The organism is Maridesulfovibrio sp. (assembly GCF_963676065.1).
Lineage (GTDB): Bacteria > Desulfobacterota > Desulfovibrionia > Desulfovibrionales > Desulfovibrionaceae > Maridesulfovibrio.
Genome location: NZ_OY780933.1, coordinates 19,441 through 38,706, shown reverse-complemented (window position 1 = coordinate 38,706; position 19,266 = coordinate 19,441). Strand labels below are relative to the sequence as shown.

Genomic DNA, 19,266 nt, shown 5'->3' with positions numbered 1-19,266 from the left:
TATCTTTCTCCTGAAAATTTACCATTTAAAGTTATTTTTTATTTTGCAAAACAAACCCTTAATCTTTTCGCTATCCATCCACTCAACTTTTCCTATACGCATATAAAGGTGCTCAAGAAAGAAGGGTATGAAACAGTGATTAATCAGTTTGGGAATGTCAGCAGGCATTTTGTCAAAATAAAAGCTGAATTCGTGCATGGCGAAATTCTCGTTCTGTTCGAATTCTGCTGAATTGCGTAATGCGGTCAGTAACCCTTTGCGGGTCATGGGGCTGAAGTCGAGCCGTCCCATGCGATCAAGGATATCATTGTCGGTCATGATTGAGTCGGAATCGAAAATGAAGGTCAGCACCAGATGTCCGCCTTCTTTGTCTTCAAATATACCGATATTGAGCAGGCCTTCGCGGATAAAACTGCCCTTGCCGAAGCGGTAGCGGAACGGGGCAAAGCCGATCACGTTTTCATGACATTTCTGCCTGATGATGTGTTCTTTATCCTTGTTCATAACCCCTCCGGCAATTTGTCGTGTTTTATCCCAGCCCCATTCCCGGCTTCATTTCCTGCCCGCTGAGATCCGTTTCATATCCGCCCAGTCTGCTGATCTCTTTTTTAACCTGATCGGATTTGATGAGTTTCAGCAAGGTCTTTATCCTGCCGTCTTCCATATGTTTTTGCGGGATGACCAGATCGTAGCGTTCGTGGGCCAGCGGCACGAAATCGAGACCCAGCGCCTTGGCTGCGGCATAGATTCCAAGTCCGCAGTCGGCCGCTCCGGTAAGCACGTTGGCGGCAACGGCCATGTGGGTGAATTCTTCGCGGTCGTAGCCGAGGATGTCCGCAGGTTTGAGGCCCGCTTTTTTCATGTGATAATCGAAAAGGATTCTGGTTCCGGCACCGCGCTGGCGGTTGATAAAATTAATTTTTCCTCCGCCGAGTGAGTGGATACCTTCAATGTTACCGGGGTTGCCTTTGGGAACAATAAAGCCCTGATGGCGGATAGCCAGATTGATAACCGTTACTTCCAGACCGGGCAGATATTTTTCAATGAAAGGAAAGTTGAAATCATCTGTGTCCGGATCAAAAAGATGTGCTCCGGCAAAAAGGGCCATATTATTCTTCAGCGCGGTTAGACCGCCCATGGAACCGGCGTGGGTTGATACCAGCCGCAGGGGATTATCGCCGTCCATGAGCATATCGGCAAGCATGTCGATGGTGTTGTCGTGACTTCCCACGTGCATAAGCACTTTATCCAGCTCAGCGCGGCTGGAGAAAAGCTCCACATCCACGGTGGAGTCAAGTTCCACACCTTCACTATCCGCAGGAATACGGGTGAAGCCCTGCGCTTTGGTCAGGGTGGTTATCATCCCCGCGCCCCGTGAAAGAGGCACGCCGATGTATTCATTATCCACCTCACCAACAGCCAAACGAACGATCTCTTCCTGACCGGGCTTGGAGGGTGTGCGTCTGGCGAGGCGAACCTGAACAGTCTCACGTTGCGGTTTATGTTTACCGGCCAGCCATGAAATAATAGGAGTCAGCACGTCCTCGAAGCAGACCACAGCGCTTACAGGGTAGCCCGGTGCCCCTACCAGCAGTTTTCCTTGCGCTGTTCCCAGAACGGTGGGTTTACCGGGCATAACCGCGATGCCGTGGACCAGCAGGTTACCCAGCTTTTCAAAAACTATGCGCGTGAAATCCTTGCTGCCCGCGGAAGAACCAGCCCCGACCACCACAATGTGTGAATCCTTAAGAGCTTCCTGTACCGCGGCGGTGAGTTTTTCTTCACGGTCTTTAACCGGAGAAGTGAATGCAAATTCCACATCCAGTCCGGCTGCCAGAGATTTAAATACCTGCGAGTTGGATTCGATGACTTCCCCCGGTTTAGGGGTGGGACGGTCTGCAAAGGGCAGGACCTCATCGCCGGTGGGGATGAAGGTCATCCTGATTTTTTCGTAGACTTTGATTTCGTAGATCCCGGCGGAAAGTAACGCTCCCATATCGAAAGCGGAAATTGTGTGTTTTCGGGGCAGCAGCATTTCAGTTGCTACGATGTCTTCACCTATACGGCGCACATGCTGCCACGGAAAGGCCGGGGCTTCGATTGCGATGTTTTCACCCTCATCGACCACATGTTCAATCATGATGATGGCGTCCATCCCGTCAGGCAACGGATTCCCGGTGTTGACCGCAATGCAGTCTTTGTCTTTTTTCAGCTGCAGAGGCTGTCCTTCGCGTGCTGTAAAGGTCGTGTCGCTTTTTACCGCGTATCCGTCCATGGCAGCGGAGTGATATGTGGGGGAAGAGCAACGTGCAATGACAGCTTCGGCTGTTACCCGGCCGAGCGCTTCGTGTACCGCTATTGTTTCTGTCCTGACCAGAGTCTCGCGGTCAAGGGCGGCCATGGCGGTTTTCACGGCTTCGGGGACGGGGATGGTTTTGAGGTAGATATTGCGGTCACTCATAACTTATTTCCTTCTTTTGTCAGCTTTGCCTGTGCGGTTATTCGTTGCTTCGCTTCTGAGATCAAATTTTCCAGATGCTTACCGTGTCTCCGGCGTAGAAGCCTTCTGTGTCGGCGGGGATGATCATCAACCCGTAGGCCTTAATCATGGTTTTAAGCAGGCCCGATTTTCCGTAAACAGGTTCAGCGAGGGGTAAAAGTCCTTCGCGGTGGCTCAGCTTCATGCGTACGTAATCTTCGCGTCCCGGTTTGGATACGGTGTTGCGGCCCAGTTCAGCCTGCACCTGCATGCGATCTGTGCCTGAGAAAGCGTCTTTTTCACTCATGAGGTGTCGGATGAAGGGGACCACCAGTGCCAGCATGACAACCTGTACCGAAGTAACCTGTCCGGGTAATCCCATTACCGGTTTGGTCCCGACCCGGCCGAGGATGGTCGGTTTGCCGGGGCTGATTGCCACCCCGTGGGCGAGGATTTCGGAATCCTCCATGGATTCAATTGCCTGAACGGTCAGGTCGCGCATGCCCACTGAGCTGCCTCCGGAAAGAAGAACCAGATCATTTTCCGCTATGGCCTGCGTAAGCGTCGCCATAAGTTTATCAAGTTTATCGCCTACAATACCGTAGTTGACGGCCTTTGCGCCCGCTTCATTTACAAGACAGCGCAGAGTGTGGGAATTTACGTCACGGATAGTTCCCACCTTTTGCGGGGAGTCTATCTCAACCAGCTCATCCCCTGTGGATATAATGCCCACCCGTGGCTGGCGATAAATGGTAACATCCTTGATGCCAAGCGCAGCAAGCAGCCCTACGTCCTGAAAGCGGACTTTGTGTCCTGCTTGAAAAACGGTATCTCCTTTGGTGACATCTTCTCCTTTGAGCATGATATGTTCACCCGGAGCGGATGATTTGCGGATTTCGATGGTTCCGGAACCAAGCTCCTGCGTATGCTCAACCATGACTACTGCGTCAGCCCCCTCGGGCAGGGTTCCGCCTGTAGGAATGGCCGCGCATTCGCCGGGCTGAAGTTCAAATTCAGGATTCTCGTCCACTTTAAGGGTAGCGGAACATTCCAGATAGGCGGGGTTTCCCTCTGTTGCGCCGAAAGCGTCACGGGCGTTGACCGCATATCCGTCCATGCAGGAACGGTTGGCCGGGGGAAGATCCTCCGGTGAAATAATATCTTCACCGAGCACCAGACCGAACGCGTCGGAAATGGAAACCCGTTTAGTTCCAACGGATTCAAAAGAGTTCAGCAGGGCCTCAAAATCTACCCTGCTGATAATTTTAAAAAAATCATGGCTCATTAATGGATGCCTCCGGCGGCTCTCCGAGGGCCGGAGAAACTTTTTGTAAAAAGTTTCTCTGGACTCTTCAAAAACTTTTAATTGTTTTAAGTTCGGCGTTAACAGCAAATTTACTATAAAATAGTGGAGCTCAGGACGGGGAGCGCCCCTGACCGGGCATTTTAATTTTTAATCTTAATCTCAATGTCACCGGGCACGTAGCCTTTTAGCTGCTTAAGCATAGCGGTAATCCCGGCGGAAAGCATGTCGGCTACAAAGGGGTTGAACCCGAGCTCGGCGCCATTGCAGGTCACCGACATCTGTGTCTTCATGGCCTGACAGCCTGAAACGCGGGCTTTTCCGGCTATGATATCAGCAACAAAATCCATACAGAAGTCACGTCCGCAGGCTCCGCAGTTTAGTCCGGGCAGGATAAATCCCTTTTCCAGAACCAGATCGGCCAGTTCTTCCAGCAGCTCTTCGGAGGGCGGGGTTTCCGGTGTGCAGGCCGGGAGCTGTTTCAAGGCCAGTTCGGGATAAAATTCCTTGTCGTCATTATCCTCACGAACCATGATTACACGGGGCAGCCAGCCCACTTTGTTTCCGCCTTCCATAACGATGATGTCGGCATCCATAAGCGGAACGAGATCCTGCACCGTGCGCTCCTGCTTCCATGAAACAAATGATTCAGCGGGAGAGTAGGCGGCCACACAGGAGGCAATTCCTTTATATTTCTCGGTGTCTGCTCCCTCAGCTCCGTCAAATCCGTGGTGGGAATGCTTAAGGACCCCAACTTTATAACCCTTTTCTGTGAGCTTCTTAACCAGAGCAAGACCCATTGTAGTCTTGCCGGTTTTCTTCTTGCCGACTATGGCGATCGCTTTCATGTAATTCCTCCGGATTAGCCGATAATTTCAGTGCCGATACCGTTCTTGGTGAAAAGTTCCAGCAGCACACAGTTCTCGACCCGTCCGTCAATGATATGCGCTTTTTCCACTCCGCTGTGTACCGCTTCAAGGCAGCAGCTCAACTTGGGAATCATGCCACCCTGAGCCACCCCGGAATCGATAGCTTCAGCCGCTTCACGGCAAGTCAGGGAGGATATCAGATTTTTATCTTTATCAAGCAGTCCCTGAACGTCGGTCAGCAGATGAAGACGTTTGGCATTCATAGCCGCGGCCACAGATCCGGCAACAGAGTCGGCATTTATATTATAGGTTGAGCCTGCTTCATCCACACCAACGGGAGCGATAACAGGGATGAATCCGTCGCTCTGCAGGGATTCTATCAGGGTGGTGTTGACCTCGGTAACTTCGCCTACTTTGCCGAGATCGATGATTTCCGGCGCTTTGGTTTCGGATTCGATAACGAGTTCTTTCTGTTCAGCTTTTATGAGCATTCCGTCTTTACCGGAAAGACCTACCGCCCGGCCACCGTTCAGGTTTATGAGATTTACGATCTGTTTATTTACCTGACCGACGAGAACCATTTCAACTACATCCATGGTGGCTTCGTCGGTGACCCGGTAGCCACTCTTGAAATGGCTGTCGATGTTCAGCGCGCTGAGCATTTTTTGAATCTGCGGTCCTCCGCCGTGTACGACAACCGGATTGATTCCGATGTATTTCAGCAGAATTATGTTCAGGGCGAATGCTTTTTTCAGGGTCTCGTCAATCATTGCGTTGCCACCGTATTTGATGACGACGGTTTCGCCGTAGAATTCCTTGATGTACGGCAGCGATTCAATCAAAAATTTAGCTCTTGTAATATCGTGTTCCATATTCATATCTATTTTCTCCTGAACGTTTTTGATGCCCGCGCGGGTATAGGCTCCGCAGGGCGTCCGCTATCTATAATTTAAAAGTCGGGAGAGGGGAAGGGCGGGATTATTCGTTGCGGCGTGGTATTAAAAAAGGCCGCACAGCTTTATGCTGCGCGGCCTTAGTACTTTCATGAGAAGTGAGTATTCTATTCGCCGATAGGCAGGACAGTGCGCCCAAACTGTTCGTTGATTACTTCAGCCATGGCAAGGTAGAATGCGGAAGCTCCGCAGACAATCCCTTCCCAGCCTGCAATAGTGCTGATGGAGTGGTTGCCGGAGAAATCACCGATAGCGAGCAGGAAGAAAAGTACGGTCAGGGAGAAGAAAATGAACTGCAGCACTTTGTTGCTTTTCAGGGTTCCAAGGAACATGAACAGAGTGAATATACCCCATAGGAGCAGGTAGCAGCCCATGAATTCATGCGGGGTGGGGTCGGCAAGACCCATCTTGGGCATGACGATCAGGGCAACCAGAGTCAGCCAGAACAGACCATAGGAAGTAAAGGCTGTGGTGCCGAAGGTGTTGCCTTTTTTGAATTCCATCACTCCGGCGATGACCTGGGCTATGCCGCCGTAGAAAATGCCCATGGCCAAAACCATGGAACCGAGAGGGAAAAATCCTGCGTTATGAATGTTCAGCAGGATGGTGGTCATGCCGAATCCCATCAGGCCCAACGGGGCGGGGTTTGCGAGTTTTGATTCCATTTGTATCTCCTAAAAATAAGTCTTTCAAAACACACTTGGTCCGGTCCTCCACTGCCGGTCTGTTACAGCGAAAATGTGAGGGGAATGTTTGGTGGAGTATGGGTGTGTTTTTTGTGAATAGTGAGCGCCCATTCAACTAGATTGAAATGCATTTAATTGCAAGTTGTAAATGCTTTTGCCTTATAAATTAACTCCTTTTATGATGTTGACCTGCGTAGATAATGAATTCTTGACCAGTCTTTTTCTGTCGAGATTAACGGATAAATTTTTGGATTCCACAAAAAATATTTATAACTAGTATAGTATGAAGCGGGAGATGAAACCAGAACTATTTAAAATACTGGGAAGGAAGTCCGGATGGCAGTAGCAGCTTTGGCCCCCCATATCTCAATGAATGTTGTTCATGGTTGGCAGGAAAGCCCCTTACCGTTAGCTTTGATCTACAGAGGTATAGCACCAGCTTTTGCTGCTACTTTTGTTCGATTTGAGGATTTTATTTTTTATACGGTATTGAAGAAGACCCGAATATTTAGTAACAGAAATTAAAAAAGCGTTGTTGTTTCTTTAATATTTATCGGAGTTTCTATGGATCAGAATAAAAGGCGTAGAACACGGGTGAATGCTGGGTTCAGGGTTGTGCTGCATAAGGAAGAGATTGATGCCTTTGTGGACTCGCATAATATCAGTTTGAAGGGAATCCTATGTGATCCGGTGAGAGGGTTTTACGTAGGTGATGAATGCGAGGTCTCAATTCCACTTTCAGAAGAAGCCATAATCAGGGTCAACGCTAAAGTCGTTCGTTCGGATGAAAGCGGCCTTGCAGCTGATTTTCATCATATGGATGAGATGAGTTTTACCCACCTGCGCAGGCTCATTCAATTCAATGCTGAGGATGCGGATTCAATAGATAACGAGCTTATTTCTCCCGCTTTTGATGTTTAATTGCCGGGAGAGAGAAAGTTATCGGTTTGAATAAACAGAATTCATAGATAAGTGCCATTTTTTTTGCAACTGACGAGGAGACCCCCCTGTCCATGAGTCTACAGTAGATATGAAGCGGATTAAAAATATGCTTCATATGTGCTCTGATTCCAGTTTTCATAATTTATTCCGGGAATGTAGTTTTTAATTTTGATTTTAACTCATCATTACTAACAGATTTATTTACTGCACTGTTTCTGCTTCATACCCTCTTAAGTAAAATGAGGAAACAACGAATATGGCCGCAGCGACGATTGCTCCAGCGTAAAAGACAGCTTCAAGGCTGAACCCGGAGTAAACCAGTCCCATCAGAATAGGGGCGATTGTCTGTCCCGCACGTAACAGCATTCCGTTTACCGACATGAAAATAGCTCTGTGTTCCATAGGTGCGATGGCTGTGAGCATGGACATTGAGTTGGGCATATTCAGGCCTTGGCCCAGCCCGAACATACAGACAGGCAGAATGCACCACAGCGCGGAATCTGCGGTTGGGAGCATGATCATGGCTGCTGCGTACGCGAAGGCGGATAGGGAGATCATCATCGGCTGTGACATGAAGCGGGCGAGATAGCCCATCTGAGATGCGGCCAGTGCTGTGATGAAAGATGCGCTGGATATGACTATTCCGATCATTAACGGCGATGCCTCGAAACGGGAATTAAGCAGCAGCGGCAGATAGGTTATGATGGGACCGTACAGTATAATGAAGGTTAGCAGGGAGATGGCGAAAAGGCTTAAAACGTCTCTTCTACGCATGCCTTGTAAGGCCGCTTTCATATATTTTTTAAAATTTCCATTGCCGGACGGCTCAGGGTTATCGAGCTTGAACGCGACCAGCCATGCCAGCGGCAGAGCACTGAGTGAGAGAAGGAAAGGTGCTTCCCAGCTGATTTGAGCCAGTATTCCGCCGATAGCCGGGAAAATGGCTGTACCCATGCTTAATACCCCGGCATTAAGTCCCATTGCCTTGATTCTGTCATTTCCAGTGAATAAATCCCCGATGATGGTCAGGTTGATAACCCCGATGGCCGAGGCCCCGACTCCCTGAATAAAACGCAGTATTAGCAGTGACTTGAAATCAGGGGCAAAAAAACATGCGGTTCCGAAAATTCCGAAAATAAGCAGGGCCGGCACGAGTATTTTTTTACGTCCCAGTCGGTCTGCGAAGATCCCTGCAAGGGGGGAAAAAATGATGCCGGGCAGGGTGAAAATGGTGAAGATTAGTCCGATAGTAGATGCGGATATTCCAAATTCACGGATCATATCAGGCAGGGCCGGGATTATACTTGAAACACCCATGATAGCCATGAGGGTTACGGAAAAGATTATCTGTAAGTTCTTGTTTTTATATAAAGGTTCCATTTTAGCTCAGTCCTTTGGGATAATTTGAAGCCCGAAAGCTACGCCCAATTGAATCGCTTAGCAACCATCCGATAGCGGCAAATCGGGGTCAACGAGTATAAAAATATGGAATTGCGGGGTTTTATAAGGTAATAAAAGGACATGACCGGATCAAACAAAGAATTCAGATACAGCCCGTTCATGTTCAAGCTCTACCGTATTTTCAAGTACAGCCCTTCAAAATTCACGGTTCTACTTGCATTTCTGGTGGTGCAGATTTTTATAACGCCCATTGCTGGGGAATCTCTTCTTCTGCAACAGGTTCTGTATTTTTATACCTATCTGGTGCTCCTCTCTGCTGTTTCTGCGATCATAACCGACAAGGCCAAACTCTGCGGCTATTTCGTGCTATATGGGGTCTCGCTGGTCTGCTCGATCTTATTTATTCGCACACGGGATATGAACTGGCTTGCGGGTAGCGAGTGTGCGGATATGCTTATGCTGATTATCGCGATATGGGGGATTCAGCGGTTCATGTGGCTGCAGAAAAGAGTCACACGGGATTTGATTTCAGGGGCAATTTGTATCTATATGCTGGCCGGATTGGCTTGGGCCGATGCTTACAGCCTTTGCGAAATTTTGAAGAACGGATCTTTTTCAGGTATTGATTTATCTGAAAATATTTTTGTCATCAGGGGAGCTTTAACCTATTTCAGCTACATAACCATGCTAACCGTCGGATATGGGGATATTCTCCCTGTTTCGCTGATGGCCCGGTCGCTGGTTATTTTGCAGGGCCTTTTTGGGCAGATGTATCTTGCTGTATTTATTGCCGGTATCCTCGGGGCGTTCCTGTCCCAGAAGAATTCAGCAAATCCCGTTAATGAACGGACTGCCGCAGATGAAAAAGATATTACTTAGGCCTATCCGCTGAAATAATCATCCCATCTAGTTTGTTCGGCCTGATCTTTTTTAATTGCTTCCTCATTTTTGTTAAAATTTTTCAATGAGAAATCGGAAGGAAGGCAAGGTTAACTTCATCATTTGATCAAACTCGGAAGGAAAATGATGAAGTTGATGTGTTGTAATGCTGCTGGTTTTTGCGTCGTGCGGTCATCTTTCGTGAATAGCTTAAGGTTTCCTCAACCATGAGGCTCATAAGGTCTTCCCGTTTTGTTTTCCAGTCTTCATTGATGACGATCTCTTCAGGCACATTCATTTCAAAACTTTTTTTATCAGTTTCAGAAAGTTCTTCAGCTTGGGGAGTTATGTTTTCGCGTTTGCTTTTTGAAAGCAGATCGCCCAGTTCATCGATGACGGTGTCACCCATTTTTTGTATTTTGGAACCTAGCTGGCTTGTGCGTGCCATCGAAAGTCCAGCACTTCGTGCGATTTCTTCATCTGTAATCTGGCTGAAGCGGTTGTCGTTGTGGATAATATGTCTGCGGACACGCATTGCCTTTGTTGTGTCTTTGCTTCTCTCTACCTGTGAGCTAACGGCCAGTTCATTGTCAGTGAATTTGTCGGCATAGCTTTGACTGTTGAACAGAAAATGTTTGGTATAAACAGAGACGGACTGGATGGTTTCTTCTGCATCGGTAGTGTTTTGGACTTTTTTGTCTTCGTTTTTCAGTCTATTTACCGCATAATTAATAGAATCTTCTCGAGCGTTAGAGAGAAGTGATGAAAAATCAGTGTCGGAAAGAGAACTGTTTTTGTGTCTGGCGTTCTCAATGGCTTTATCAATTATATCATAGCCGGATATCGCATTCTGATCTGCAACTCCTTCGGACAGGGTAAGTCCTTGGACTTCCCGCATCTGACCTAGAACTTTTTTTATATCTCCCCAGAATTTATCCTCAACCTTATCCAGGGTCTTTTCGATTTTGGCGATAACTTGATCTGAATCTCCTTTGTAAAATTTCTCAAGGATTTTGTGGGCGTTATCATAGTCTTGACCATCGATGGCTTTAGTGAGTTGTTTCAGGCTGTTTTGGTACTCAGAATCGGGTTTGCCGGAAAGAAGTTTAGATTTATCGTTTTCAAAAATCTGCCCGACTTTAAAATCAAGATAAGCAGCAGTCGTTTGGACAACTTTTTGGATTGCAACTTCCGGGTTGTACCTATGAGGCTGCTGTGGGCGGGGTTGTTTAGGTGCGCGGTTAGTCGCGGAAGTGCTGAAATTTTTTTTGTCTTCGATGGATTGGCAAAAATTCTGGAAAGATTCCTGCTTGGCTCGGCGTGCGCGCATCGCACTGGTAAAATTCCCCAGATATGAATTGGGGTCGCTGCTATTAGTTGTGTTGCCGAGCGTTGAACCGATGCGCATTTCAATATTTCCCAATTGTGAAATTTAAATGTAATATTTGTATTATAATAATCGGCATATTTGGTGGAAACTTTATGGCTATTTTATAAAAAAATAAAACTAAAATAATTTAGGCACTGAGATTATGTCCATCAAGTAAAAAAATAGGACAGGTCACGAGACCTGTCCTGAAAATTATAACAATAGATTTTAGTTGCGGTAGTTAAATCGCCTACCGGACGGAATTCTACAAAGCGGCGTCCAGCAGTAGATTGTCCCGGTGGATAGCTTCCGGGTATGGGCATTTGTCGAGGATGGATTCAATTTCGCAGGATTTACATCCTTTAATTTTTTGAATGTCTTCGGCACTGTAGCTGGCCAGTCCTACGGCTAAGGATTTACCGTTCTGCCCGATGACCCGCACCAGTTCACCGGCTTTGAAATCGCCTTTGACTTCGCTGATCCCGGCTGGAAGTAGACTTTTTCCACCTGCGAGCAATGCTTTCTCCGCTCCGGCATCTATGACCAGATCACCGGCAGGATCACAATGATACGCCAGCCAGTATTTGCGTCTGGAAACAGATTTTTCATCCGGTACAATCCATGTACCGCACTCTTCGCCGTTAAAAACTCGTTCGATGATCATGCGGTCTTTCCCCGAGAGAATCAGGGTCGGTACACCGAGTTGAGCTGCACGGTTTGCTGCGCGCATCTTGGAAAACATGCCGCCGGAACCGACAGCTGTTTTGCCGTCACACATGGCATCTAGATCGAGGTTGTGAATGTTCTCGATGTAGGCCAGCGGTTTTGCGTCAGGATTTTTATCGGGATTTTTATCGAAAACACCGTCAGCAGAAGTGAGGTTTACGAAGAGATCAGCCTCTACAACATTCAAAATCAGGCTGGCCAGAGTGTCGTTATCTCCGAATTCCAGTTCCTGAACGGCCACGGTATCGTTTTCGTTGATGATCGGGATCACCCGCCATTCCAGCAGTCTGGAAAGAGTGTTGCGGGCATTGAGGAAACGGTCGCGGAGCTTTAGGTCGTCACGGGTAAGCAGGACCTGTGAAGTAACGAGACCGAATCGGCGAAAGGTTTCGTCATATTCATGCATGAGCCGGGACTGGCCGATGGCCGATGCCGCCTGACGCGCAGGCAGATCATCCAGTTTAGCCTCGGACGGAATGGAATTCCTGCCGGCTGCAACAGCTCCTGATGAAACCAGTACAATATCCACACCGCGTTCGTGCAGTGTGGCCAGCTGGTCGGCAAGGCGGCAGATCAGGCCGAGATTGATTCCCTCTGCCGTGGTTAGTACCGCGCTGCCGATTTTAACAACAATACGCTTAGCTTCTTTAAGAGTCTTGATCCTGTTCTGCGTCCTGCTCATCTGCTTCCTCTTGATTCATGGCTTTGAATCTGTCCCACATGTCACTCAGGAGTTCCTGAACCCCATCGCTGTGGAGAGCGGATATGAAATAAATTTTCTCGCCTGCTTCATCAGCTTTTGCCTTGATCGCTGCAAGGTCTTCTTCAGAAAGCAGGTCGATTTTGTTGATGACCCGCAGCTGGGTTTTCGCGGCCATTTCCTCATCAAAAATGCGCAGTTCTTCATCAAGCATTTTGAATCCTTCAAAAGGATCCTCAAGGCTCAAGTCCTCCGCGCTGAGGATATGCACGAGAAATCTGGTCCGTTCCACATGTTTGAGGAAGCGGTGCCCCAGTCCCAGCCCTTCACTGGCTCCTTCGATCAGACCCGGAATGTCGGCGATGACCAGCTTGCTGCCCATGTCATCATCCACAACTCCGAGGTTGGGAACGAGGGTCGTGAAAGGGTAGGCGGCAATTTTAGGTTTTGCCGCGGAAATTTTGGAAATAAAGGTGGATTTACCTGCATTCGGCAGACCGAGAAGGCCTACGTCCGCAATGATCTTGAGTTGCAGGCGGATGCGCTTTTCCTCTCCGGGGAATCCTTCTTCAGCCTGACGCGGGGTCTGGTTGGTGGAGGATTTGAAGTGGATGTTGCCGCGACCGCCGTCACCGCCTTTGCAGATGACAATTTCACGGCCTTCTTCAGTAAGGTCCGCGATCAGCTTTTCGCTGCCATCTTCGGGGTCCACTTCGTATACAAGTGTACCGAGCGGGAGATCTACGATCAGGTCATCGGCAGCACGACCGTATTTGTCGCGTCCCTGCCCGGGGTCTCCGTTCTTGGCGTCGTAAACCCTTTTGAGGCGGAAGTCGTAGAGAGTCAGCAGCTTGGAGCTACCGCGCATGATAAGGTCTCCGCCTTTGCCGCCATCGCCTCCGCTGGGTCCGCCTTTGGGTATAAATCTTTCCCTGCGGAAGGCCACGCAGCCCTTGCCGCCTTTTCCGGAACGAACCGTAATCGTAGCTTCATCAATAAATTTCATAATATTTACCTGTTTGCCGTTGGGTGATTTCCAAAGGCAAAATAACACGAAAAGGCAGGGGACGCATAATTGAATGCGACCCCTGCCTGAAAAAGTGCTTTCGCCTAATGTCTAGGCTTCTGCAGGAACGATGTGAACTCTGGTTTTTACACGGTTTTTGCGCACGTACTTTTCGTACTGCACAACACCGTCTACCAGTGCAAACAAAGTCCAGTCTTTACCGGTACCAACGTTTTTACCTGCGTGGACTTTACTACCAACCTGGCGAACAAGAATGTTGCCAGCCAGTACTTCCTGACCACCAAAACGTTTAACACCGCGTCTTTGGGCATTACTATCGCGACCGTTCTTCGAGCTACCGCCCGCTTTCTTATGAGCCATTATTAGCCTCCTTAGTAGGTTCTGTCGTCAAGCTTAAGCCTGAATGGCTTCCACTTTGATTCTTGTGTAGTCCTGACGATGACCCTGTTTGGTCTGAGAGTCTTTCCTGCGTCTTTTTTTGAAAACGATGATCTTTTTATCACGACCATGTTCAACTACTGTGCAGGAAACCTTCGCACCTTCAACATAAGGAGCGCCGATTTTAACGTCTTCGCCCTGACCGATAAGAAGAATTTTATCCAGATCGACTTTAGTGCCTGCTTCAGCGTCCATTTTCTGGACGTTGAGTTCCAGGCCTTCTTCAACGCGGAACTGCTTGCCGCCAGTCTCAATTATTGCATACATTTTTTGCTTACCTCCGTCACGTAAGAGAGGGGAAGATATTCGTATCTAGGTGGAAAAGTCAAGTAGGTTTTATACTTTTTTTTCAGAATCTGTTATCGACCCCAGAAGTTGAATCACAGGTGGTTGATTGCCCTTATTGTTTCTAATTACCGGGCAATTTTGTCCCATGCATTCTTTATTGGTGTTCATCTGATCACATAGTATATGCGTATCAGCTTTTAACTGCAAGCCCAGAACTTCCTCGGATGCCTGTGCCGCCGCCTTAAGAGCCAGCCAGCTGTCGCGCTGGCAGCAGCGCGGAGCTTCTATCTCCGAAATCAGTTTAAGGGCGCTAAGAGTACCTTTCTGGACAATGGAGCGTTTAGACGCTGTTAACGGGGTTGCCTCCAGAATGGCACTCATGGCCGTTCCCACACCGATGGCTGCACCGCAGACTCCCATGAATCCGCAAAATCCTCCGGCGATCTTGGAACCGCGTGATACTGCCGTATCTATGACCCTGTCGTCAATAGCTCCGCCGCAGTTTCTGTAGGCTGCCGCAATTACGCCCGGAACCAGAGCATGGTGTTCCGGTCCGTGCATGGGTATTGCCGGGTGGTTGCGAGCCTTTACAAGCAGGGCGATCATGTCCTTTTCCGTGCTGGATTTCAGCAGATGGGGCAGTACAGCCATGCCGTCTTCGCTGTGGCATTTGTCGCAAACAAAATGATCATTAACGCAATGCCCGTTGGCCTCGTGCTTCTCTCCACAGAAGGCGCAGGTCATTTCGCGGTATTCGGTCAGGTATTCCAGCTCTGCGCCGCAGACCATGCAGCCTGCCATTGTTTTCATGGAAATATTCGCATGTTTTTGTTCAGGCTGTTTGTTTGCTTCGGGTTTATCAAATGAATCCGGGGTGGGGCAGCAGGATTCGCCGATGAAAACATTGTCCACCGCACCTTCTTCATTTATAATAAAAAGTTGTTCCCCAAGCAGATCAGCTTCCTGCCTTGAAATTTCAGCCACACTCCCCGGAATAAGGATGCTCCCGGCTGGTGTAACGGCTGTGGACAGCGGTCCGCGATAAACAGTCTTGACCATTTCAGTCGCAATAGGCTTGCGGGCTGAAAAAGTCAGGGAATAAAATTGGTGTCCGCCCACAGTCCGGTAGGGAAAGCGTTTGATCATCATCAGAGACTCGAATCCTGCTTCTTCAAGCAGTCCGCAGAGATTTTTCTGGGTCTGTGCTCCGGCGATGCATTCTCCGTGCAGCGTGTCGTCATTGCGTATCTCGGGGCCCGGCTCCGTTTCGCAGACCACATCGGATACGGTCAATCTTCCTCCGGGTTTAAGTACCCGGAACATCTCCGCAAAGGTACGCCGTTTGTCGGTGGAAAGGTTCAGCACACAGTTGGAAAGCAGAAGGTCGGCGCAGTTTTCATCGATAGGCAGTGTCTCAAGATATCCTTTGCGGAAATCCATGTTGTTATAGCCGAGTTTTTCCGCGACAGCGGCCTGACCTTCTCGGGCATGGTCCAGCATGGGATCAAGCATGTCTATCCCGGTTACTTTTCCGTTTCGTCCCACCTGTTTGGCGGCTATGAAACACTCGATGCCCCGTCCGCTTCCCAGATCAACAACGTGTTCGCCTTCAGTGATTCCTGCGTCCATAACCGGTGAACCGCAGCCATAGCCCCGGAAACGGAATTGTTCCGGTATATGACTCATTATATCGGGGTGGTAGCAGGCGGGATTAAGGATATCTTCTTTGGCTTTATCCGCGGCTTCGGTATAAAAATCTTTGACTATGGCAAGGCTGTTGTTTCCGGCAACGGCCAGCAGGCAGTTGGTGTGGGTTAAAGCCACTTCGCCATGCCCCGAGCAGCGGTCCAGCCTGTCTCCCATTTTCAATAACAGCCCGGGTTTTTCATTTTGAAGTGATTGCGCTGCCTTTCGGCAGATTAATTCCAGCGCAAGTTTTTCGTAAAGAGAGCTGTACGGATCATCCCCGGTGAAGCTGCTTTTATGCATGTAGCTGTGATCAGTGTCGCCACCGCCGAGGATCAATTTGAATGGGGTGCTGAGATTTTTACCACTGCTTTTACGTAACTCTTCAAGAACGGTGCTTTTCTTCCATGCTAGTCCTAAGTCATTATTAATACAGGTGGATATCTCGTCTATGCCGACGGTTGCAGCGGAAGGGTAGAGCTTCTCATCCGGGCCTACGGCAAGGGATTCCCACCCGGCAGTTGAACCGTCATGCACAGTTCCGCAAGGCGCGAAAATCATGCTTTTGACCGCTTCAACATTATCAATAGTCACTCCGGTTCTTTCGCCGGTTTCCCACGCTTTCAAAAGGTGAGGGTAAATCCTTTCCGGCTCAACAAATTGTTCGTATTCACCGCGTCCGCGTACAAAATACCACATGAAATGAACATTGGAGGCTCCGGTTTCGGCAGCGAATTCAACCACCTCCTTCATCTCTTCCACGTTGGATTTGGTCACGCACATGGAAAGGGTGAAGGGAATTCCTTCAGCTGAAAGCCAGTTCAGCGACTTTTCGAGAGAGGCAAACATACCTTTGCCGCGAAGCTTGTCGTGGGTTTTTCCTATGCCGTCCACGCTTATCTGTAAGTGCAGGCGGCTGAAATCATACCGGTGGGCGGAGAAGAATTTTTTTACAGCCAGACCGTTGGTCAGCACGGCTACATGGCTGGACTCGATCTCCAACATGCGGTTTAGAATCCGGTCCAGCCCTTTGTGGACCAGCGGTTCCCCGCCAGTGAGGGCGAACATTCTGCAACCCAGTTTTTCCGCCTGCGCAGTAAGCTCCAGTACCCGTTCTGCAGGCAACTCCCGTTTGGTCTGCGGGGAGGATGAGAACAGGCAGTGGGAACAGGACATATTGCAATTGTCAGTAATGTGAAACCAGAGTTCACGCAGTGTTTTTGTTTTCAGCAATGCATATCTGCCGGGATAGGATTTTTCCGCAGCATCGGGCAGACGCATCAGGAAACGCTTTTCTTCCAAGCCCAGTTCCCTGCCTGGATTCTTCTGCATATCGCTGAGCAAAGAGTCCCCCGAAGGGGTGGGAACAAACCAGTCCGGCGATTCCGGCCGGATGTAAACAGGAGTCTGAGCGTGGATAATGCGGGTCCATTCTGAAATATTAAAGGGCAATTCCGGTCTCCTTGGGAAATGTCTATTGAGATAACTTTAGGTAAAAAATAAAAATTACCTATAAGTACGCATTAGATCAAGGCCCGCGCAAGGGTCATCACTTCTACCTGCTTGGCACCGGACTCAAGCAATGCCCGTGAGCATTCATCTACAGTAGACCCTGTGGTGTACACGTCATCAACAAGGAGGATCTTCCTGCCTGCCACAAGCGCAGGAACTGCGTGAAATGCTGTATGCAGATTTTTACGTCTTTCAGCACCGCTCAGTTCCGTCTGAGGGATGGTTTTGCGTGTTCGGAGTAAGGCTTTGGTGGAGAGTGCCGCACCGGTGGCCCGGTTCGCGCCCTGAGCTAGAATAAGGGACTGGTTGAACCCGCGCTCACGTAATCTGGATGTGTGCAGAGGGACGGGGATAATCAGATCCGGTAAATTTTCTATTTCAATTTGCCGGCAGGTCTGGGCTATAAATTTCTGAAAGGGGGAATTGAAACAGTATCGGTTGTTGAATTTCCAGCCGAGGATCATTTCGCGTAGCAGACCTTCATGTACTCCGTAGAAATACAGCCTGCTGAAATTGCGCGGGATAGTCTGGCAGGTTATGCAGGGCAGTTCCCCCGCATCCGGGGAATTAAGTTCTTCTCCGCAGATGATGCAGAGGTTTTTCGGTCTTTCTTTTATGAGGGACAGGCAGACTTTGCACAGCCCTTTGCCGGGGTGAATCTTCTGACAGGCCGGGCAGCGTTTTTCATTAAAAATATTTTTCAGGTTTTTAAACGCAACAACCGGTGATAAGTATTGAATAAGCCGCAAGTGCATCAGCAAACTAAATTAACGGAACTTTTCCACCAGCCGAAAGACATCTTCTTTCATGATGGGTTTGAGCAGGATGCTGCTGTATCCGGATTCAATACAGCTGGTCAGCAGTTCCGGGTCATCGCCTGTGGTCATGGCGATGATTGGAACATTTTGTCCTTCACCGCGTATCTCGGCGACAACTTCCCGACCGTCTAGTTCCGGCATGTGTACATCCATGAAGGCCATATCAAAGCTGTCCTCATGCAATATGCGAAGGGCCTCACGGCCGTTTTCGGCAAATTGCGGAGTTATGCCGAGTTTGCCGAGGTAGGTTTTCAGAACCAGCCGCATGGGTGGAGAGTCTTCTGCTACCAGCACTTTTAATTCGCTATCATAAAAACTCATTGTGTATCTCTTTCCATGCCGTTTTACCGGCTTTGAGTATAATGTCGCATTTCTCCGGGGCACTGCTAAGGTCGCCCGGTTCATCTATTCCCCGAAAATTGATTGCCGGATGAAGGTCAGCCTTAAAGAATCTCAGGAAAAATTTGAGGGACAGTTCCGAACCTTCAAATAATTTTTCGCCCTGAGGCCTTCCGGCTACAAAACATGCGTAAGCCGAGCGTCGGGGAATAGTGTTAAATAGTCCTGATTTGCCCATTGCAGCTTCAAAAGCCCACTGACCCCGGTCAATAAAGGTCTTCAACCGGGAGGGCAGATGGTAGAAGTATATGGGAGAGGAGAAAAAAGTGAAAGGGGCATGGATAATTTTTTCGTATAATTCCTGAGCTCTATCCTTGGCGGCGAAGATGCAGCGATGACTCTCAGCTGTGCGGCATTTCAGGCATCCTGTGCAATGCCTGAAGTCCATATCGCCCAGATAGATCATTTCCGCGTCACCTCCTGCGGAACGTATCCCTTTCAGAAAAAGTGCGGCGGCGTGGTCACTGTTGCCATCCCTGTGATGGCTGCAGGCAAAGATTACCGGAAGCTGTTTCATGTTTAATCGCTTTTTTTGCCTCTTGGCAATTTGCTGTGGAAGACCGCGCGAACATGGTCATCCTCTTCAAACAATTCAAGATCCCATTCCGGCAGAATTTCCAGCTGATGACGCAACTGGTCTTCCGTCCCTTTATCTACAAGGGCGGTTATCTTATCGGTCCGGGCAAAACGGAGGTACCAACCTACCTCCAGTCCTACGCCTCAACACTTGTTACGGACATCGACTAATTTCTGATCACTCATATTTTTCTCCCGTCAGGAGCGGTCTTGCA

Annotated in this window: 19 protein-coding genes; 3 read left to right on the top strand and 16 right to left on the bottom strand. The window is 48.9% G+C overall.

Annotated elements, in window-relative coordinates; translation table 11 throughout:
• Window positions 1-18: 18 nt before the first annotated feature.
• The 6 genes from ACKU35_RS00225 to satP all read right to left on the bottom strand — a co-directional run bounded on the left by ACKU35_RS00225 (window position 19) and on the right by satP (window position 6,269).
• A complete protein-coding gene (locus ACKU35_RS00225) occupies window positions 19-504 on the bottom strand; it encodes a hypothetical protein (protein ID WP_319761974.1) in 486 nt (161 codons plus the stop codon).
• Window positions 505-529: 25 nt separating this feature from the next.
• Window positions 530-2,461 (bottom strand): molybdopterin biosynthesis protein, encoded by a 1,932-nt coding sequence (locus tag ACKU35_RS00220; protein ID WP_319761972.1) that lies wholly within the window; start codon window positions 2,459-2,461, stop codon window positions 530-532.
• Window positions 2,462-2,522: 61 nt separating this feature from the next.
• Entirely contained in the window at window positions 2,523-3,764 is a 1,242-nt protein-coding gene (gene glp, locus ACKU35_RS00215; protein WP_319761970.1) for a gephyrin-like molybdotransferase Glp, read from the bottom strand.
• A gap of 161 nt (window positions 3,765-3,925) precedes the next feature.
• Window positions 3,926-4,630, bottom strand: coding sequence for a molybdopterin-guanine dinucleotide biosynthesis protein MobB (locus ACKU35_RS00210; protein ID WP_319761968.1), 705 nt, complete (start codon window positions 4,628-4,630; stop codon window positions 3,926-3,928).
• Between the two features lie 14 nt (window positions 4,631-4,644).
• Window positions 4,645-5,529 carry an acetylglutamate kinase gene (gene argB, locus ACKU35_RS00205; protein ID WP_319761966.1) on the bottom strand — a complete coding sequence of 295 codons (885 nt, stop codon included), beginning with the start codon at window positions 5,527-5,529 and terminating at the stop codon, window positions 4,645-4,647.
• Between the two features lie 182 nt (window positions 5,530-5,711).
• Window positions 5,712-6,269 carry an acetate uptake transporter gene (gene satP, locus ACKU35_RS00200; RefSeq protein ID WP_319761964.1) on the bottom strand — a complete coding sequence of 186 codons (558 nt, stop codon included), beginning with the start codon at window positions 6,267-6,269 and terminating at the stop codon, window positions 5,712-5,714.
• 357 nt (window positions 6,270-6,626) lie between these two features.
• On the opposite strand from satP, the gene ACKU35_RS00195 reads away from it, so the two are divergent.
• On the top strand, window positions 6,627-6,815 hold the full coding sequence (locus ACKU35_RS00195) for a hypothetical protein (protein ID WP_319761962.1): 189 nt from the start codon (window positions 6,627-6,629) through the stop codon (window positions 6,813-6,815).
• 39 nt (window positions 6,816-6,854) lie between these two features.
• Entirely contained in the window at window positions 6,855-7,211 is a 357-nt protein-coding gene (locus tag ACKU35_RS00190; protein ID WP_319761960.1) for a PilZ domain-containing protein, read from the top strand.
• Between the two features lie 222 nt (window positions 7,212-7,433).
• Here the strand turns inward: ACKU35_RS00190 and ACKU35_RS00185 are convergent, their stop codons facing one another.
• A complete protein-coding gene (locus ACKU35_RS00185) occupies window positions 7,434-8,612 on the bottom strand; it encodes an MFS transporter (protein WP_319761958.1) in 1,179 nt (392 codons plus the stop codon).
• 141 nt (window positions 8,613-8,753) lie between these two features.
• Here ACKU35_RS00185 and ACKU35_RS00180 point away from each other — a divergent pair, with 141 nt between their 5' ends.
• Window positions 8,754-9,512, top strand: coding sequence for a potassium channel family protein (locus tag ACKU35_RS00180; RefSeq protein WP_319761956.1), 759 nt, complete (start codon window positions 8,754-8,756; stop codon window positions 9,510-9,512).
• Window positions 9,513-9,639: 127 nt separating this feature from the next.
• Here the strand turns inward: ACKU35_RS00180 and ACKU35_RS00175 are convergent, their stop codons facing one another.
• The 9 genes from ACKU35_RS00175 to ACKU35_RS00135 form a co-directional block, all read right to left on the bottom strand.
• Window positions 9,640-10,920, bottom strand: a complete 1,281-nt coding sequence (locus ACKU35_RS00175; RefSeq protein WP_319761954.1) for a hypothetical protein — start codon at window positions 10,918-10,920, stop codon at window positions 9,640-9,642.
• A gap of 226 nt (window positions 10,921-11,146) precedes the next feature.
• Window positions 11,147-12,289 (bottom strand): glutamate 5-kinase, encoded by a 1,143-nt coding sequence (gene proB, locus ACKU35_RS00170; RefSeq protein WP_319761953.1) that lies wholly within the window; start codon window positions 12,287-12,289, stop codon window positions 11,147-11,149.
• Window positions 12,255-13,313 carry a GTPase ObgE gene (gene obgE / locus ACKU35_RS00165; RefSeq protein WP_319761952.1) on the bottom strand — a complete coding sequence of 353 codons (1,059 nt, stop codon included), beginning with the start codon at window positions 13,311-13,313 and terminating at the stop codon, window positions 12,255-12,257. Before obgE ends, proB begins: the two co-directional genes overlap by 35 nt.
• Window positions 13,314-13,424: 111 nt before the next feature.
• Window positions 13,425-13,694, bottom strand: a complete 270-nt coding sequence (gene rpmA, locus ACKU35_RS00160) for a 50S ribosomal protein L27 (RefSeq protein WP_319761950.1) — start codon at window positions 13,692-13,694, stop codon at window positions 13,425-13,427.
• 33 nt (window positions 13,695-13,727) lie between these two features.
• Window positions 13,728-14,039 carry a 50S ribosomal protein L21 gene (gene rplU, locus ACKU35_RS00155; protein ID WP_319761947.1) on the bottom strand — a complete coding sequence of 104 codons (312 nt, stop codon included), beginning with the start codon at window positions 14,037-14,039 and terminating at the stop codon, window positions 13,728-13,730.
• Between the two features lie 69 nt (window positions 14,040-14,108).
• On the bottom strand, window positions 14,109-17,198 hold the full coding sequence (locus ACKU35_RS00150; RefSeq protein ID WP_319761945.1) for a DUF5714 domain-containing protein: 3,090 nt from the start codon (window positions 17,196-17,198) through the stop codon (window positions 14,109-14,111).
• A gap of 71 nt (window positions 17,199-17,269) precedes the next feature.
• Window positions 17,270-18,013, bottom strand: a complete 744-nt coding sequence (locus ACKU35_RS00145; protein ID WP_319761943.1) for a ComF family protein — start codon at window positions 18,011-18,013, stop codon at window positions 17,270-17,272.
• A gap of 12 nt (window positions 18,014-18,025) precedes the next feature.
• On the bottom strand, window positions 18,026-18,397 hold the full coding sequence (locus ACKU35_RS00140; protein WP_319761941.1) for a response regulator: 372 nt from the start codon (window positions 18,395-18,397) through the stop codon (window positions 18,026-18,028).
• Complete coding sequence (locus ACKU35_RS00135) at window positions 18,384-18,992, bottom strand: flavodoxin family protein (protein WP_319761939.1); 609 nt, start codon at window positions 18,990-18,992, stop codon at window positions 18,384-18,386. The genes ACKU35_RS00140 and ACKU35_RS00135 overlap by 14 nt, the downstream gene beginning before the upstream one ends.
• Between the last annotated feature and the right edge of the window lie 274 nt (window positions 18,993-19,266).

What these genes read in the sequence shown, in the direction of transcription:
- ACKU35_RS00145 (WP_319761943.1), bottom strand. Translation starts at nt 18,013, where the DNA reads ATGCACTTGCGGCTTATTCAATACTTATCACCGGTTGTTGCGTTTAAA.
- proB (WP_319761953.1), bottom strand. Translation starts at nt 12,289, where the DNA reads ATGAGCAGGACGCAGAACAGGATCAAGACTCTTAAAGAAGCTAAGCGT.
- argB (WP_319761966.1), bottom strand. Translation starts at nt 5,529, where the DNA reads ATGAATATGGAACACGATATTACAAGAGCTAAATTTTTGATTGAATCG.
- glp (WP_319761970.1), bottom strand. Translation starts at nt 3,764, where the DNA reads ATGAGCCATGATTTTTTTAAAATTATCAGCAGGGTAGATTTTGAGGCC.
- ACKU35_RS00135 (WP_319761939.1), bottom strand. Translation starts at nt 18,992, where the DNA reads ATGAAACAGCTTCCGGTAATCTTTGCCTGCAGCCATCACAGGGATGGC.
- ACKU35_RS00190 (WP_319761960.1), top strand. Translation starts at nt 6,855, where the DNA reads ATGGATCAGAATAAAAGGCGTAGAACACGGGTGAATGCTGGGTTCAGG.
- ACKU35_RS00225 (WP_319761974.1), bottom strand. Translation starts at nt 504, where the DNA reads ATGAACAAGGATAAAGAACACATCATCAGGCAGAAATGTCATGAAAAC.
- ACKU35_RS00210 (WP_319761968.1), bottom strand. Translation starts at nt 4,630, where the DNA reads ATGAAAGCGATCGCCATAGTCGGCAAGAAGAAAACCGGCAAGACTACA.
- satP (WP_319761964.1), bottom strand. Translation starts at nt 6,269, where the DNA reads ATGGAATCAAAACTCGCAAACCCCGCCCCGTTGGGCCTGATGGGATTC.
- ACKU35_RS00195 (WP_319761962.1), top strand. Translation starts at nt 6,627, where the DNA reads ATGGCAGTAGCAGCTTTGGCCCCCCATATCTCAATGAATGTTGTTCAT.
- ACKU35_RS00175 (WP_319761954.1), bottom strand. Translation starts at nt 10,920, where the DNA reads ATGCGCATCGGTTCAACGCTCGGCAACACAACTAATAGCAGCGACCCC.
- obgE (WP_319761952.1), bottom strand. Translation starts at nt 13,313, where the DNA reads ATGAAATTTATTGATGAAGCTACGATTACGGTTCGTTCCGGAAAAGGC.
- ACKU35_RS00220 (WP_319761972.1), bottom strand. Translation starts at nt 2,461, where the DNA reads ATGAGTGACCGCAATATCTACCTCAAAACCATCCCCGTCCCCGAAGCC.
- rplU (WP_319761947.1), bottom strand. Translation starts at nt 14,039, where the DNA reads ATGTATGCAATAATTGAGACTGGCGGCAAGCAGTTCCGCGTTGAAGAA.
- ACKU35_RS00185 (WP_319761958.1), bottom strand. Translation starts at nt 8,612, where the DNA reads ATGGAACCTTTATATAAAAACAAGAACTTACAGATAATCTTTTCCGTA.
- ACKU35_RS00180 (WP_319761956.1), top strand. Translation starts at nt 8,754, where the DNA reads ATGACCGGATCAAACAAAGAATTCAGATACAGCCCGTTCATGTTCAAG.
- rpmA (WP_319761950.1), bottom strand. Translation starts at nt 13,694, where the DNA reads ATGGCTCATAAGAAAGCGGGCGGTAGCTCGAAGAACGGTCGCGATAGT.
- ACKU35_RS00140 (WP_319761941.1), bottom strand. Translation starts at nt 18,397, where the DNA reads ATGAGTTTTTATGATAGCGAATTAAAAGTGCTGGTAGCAGAAGACTCT.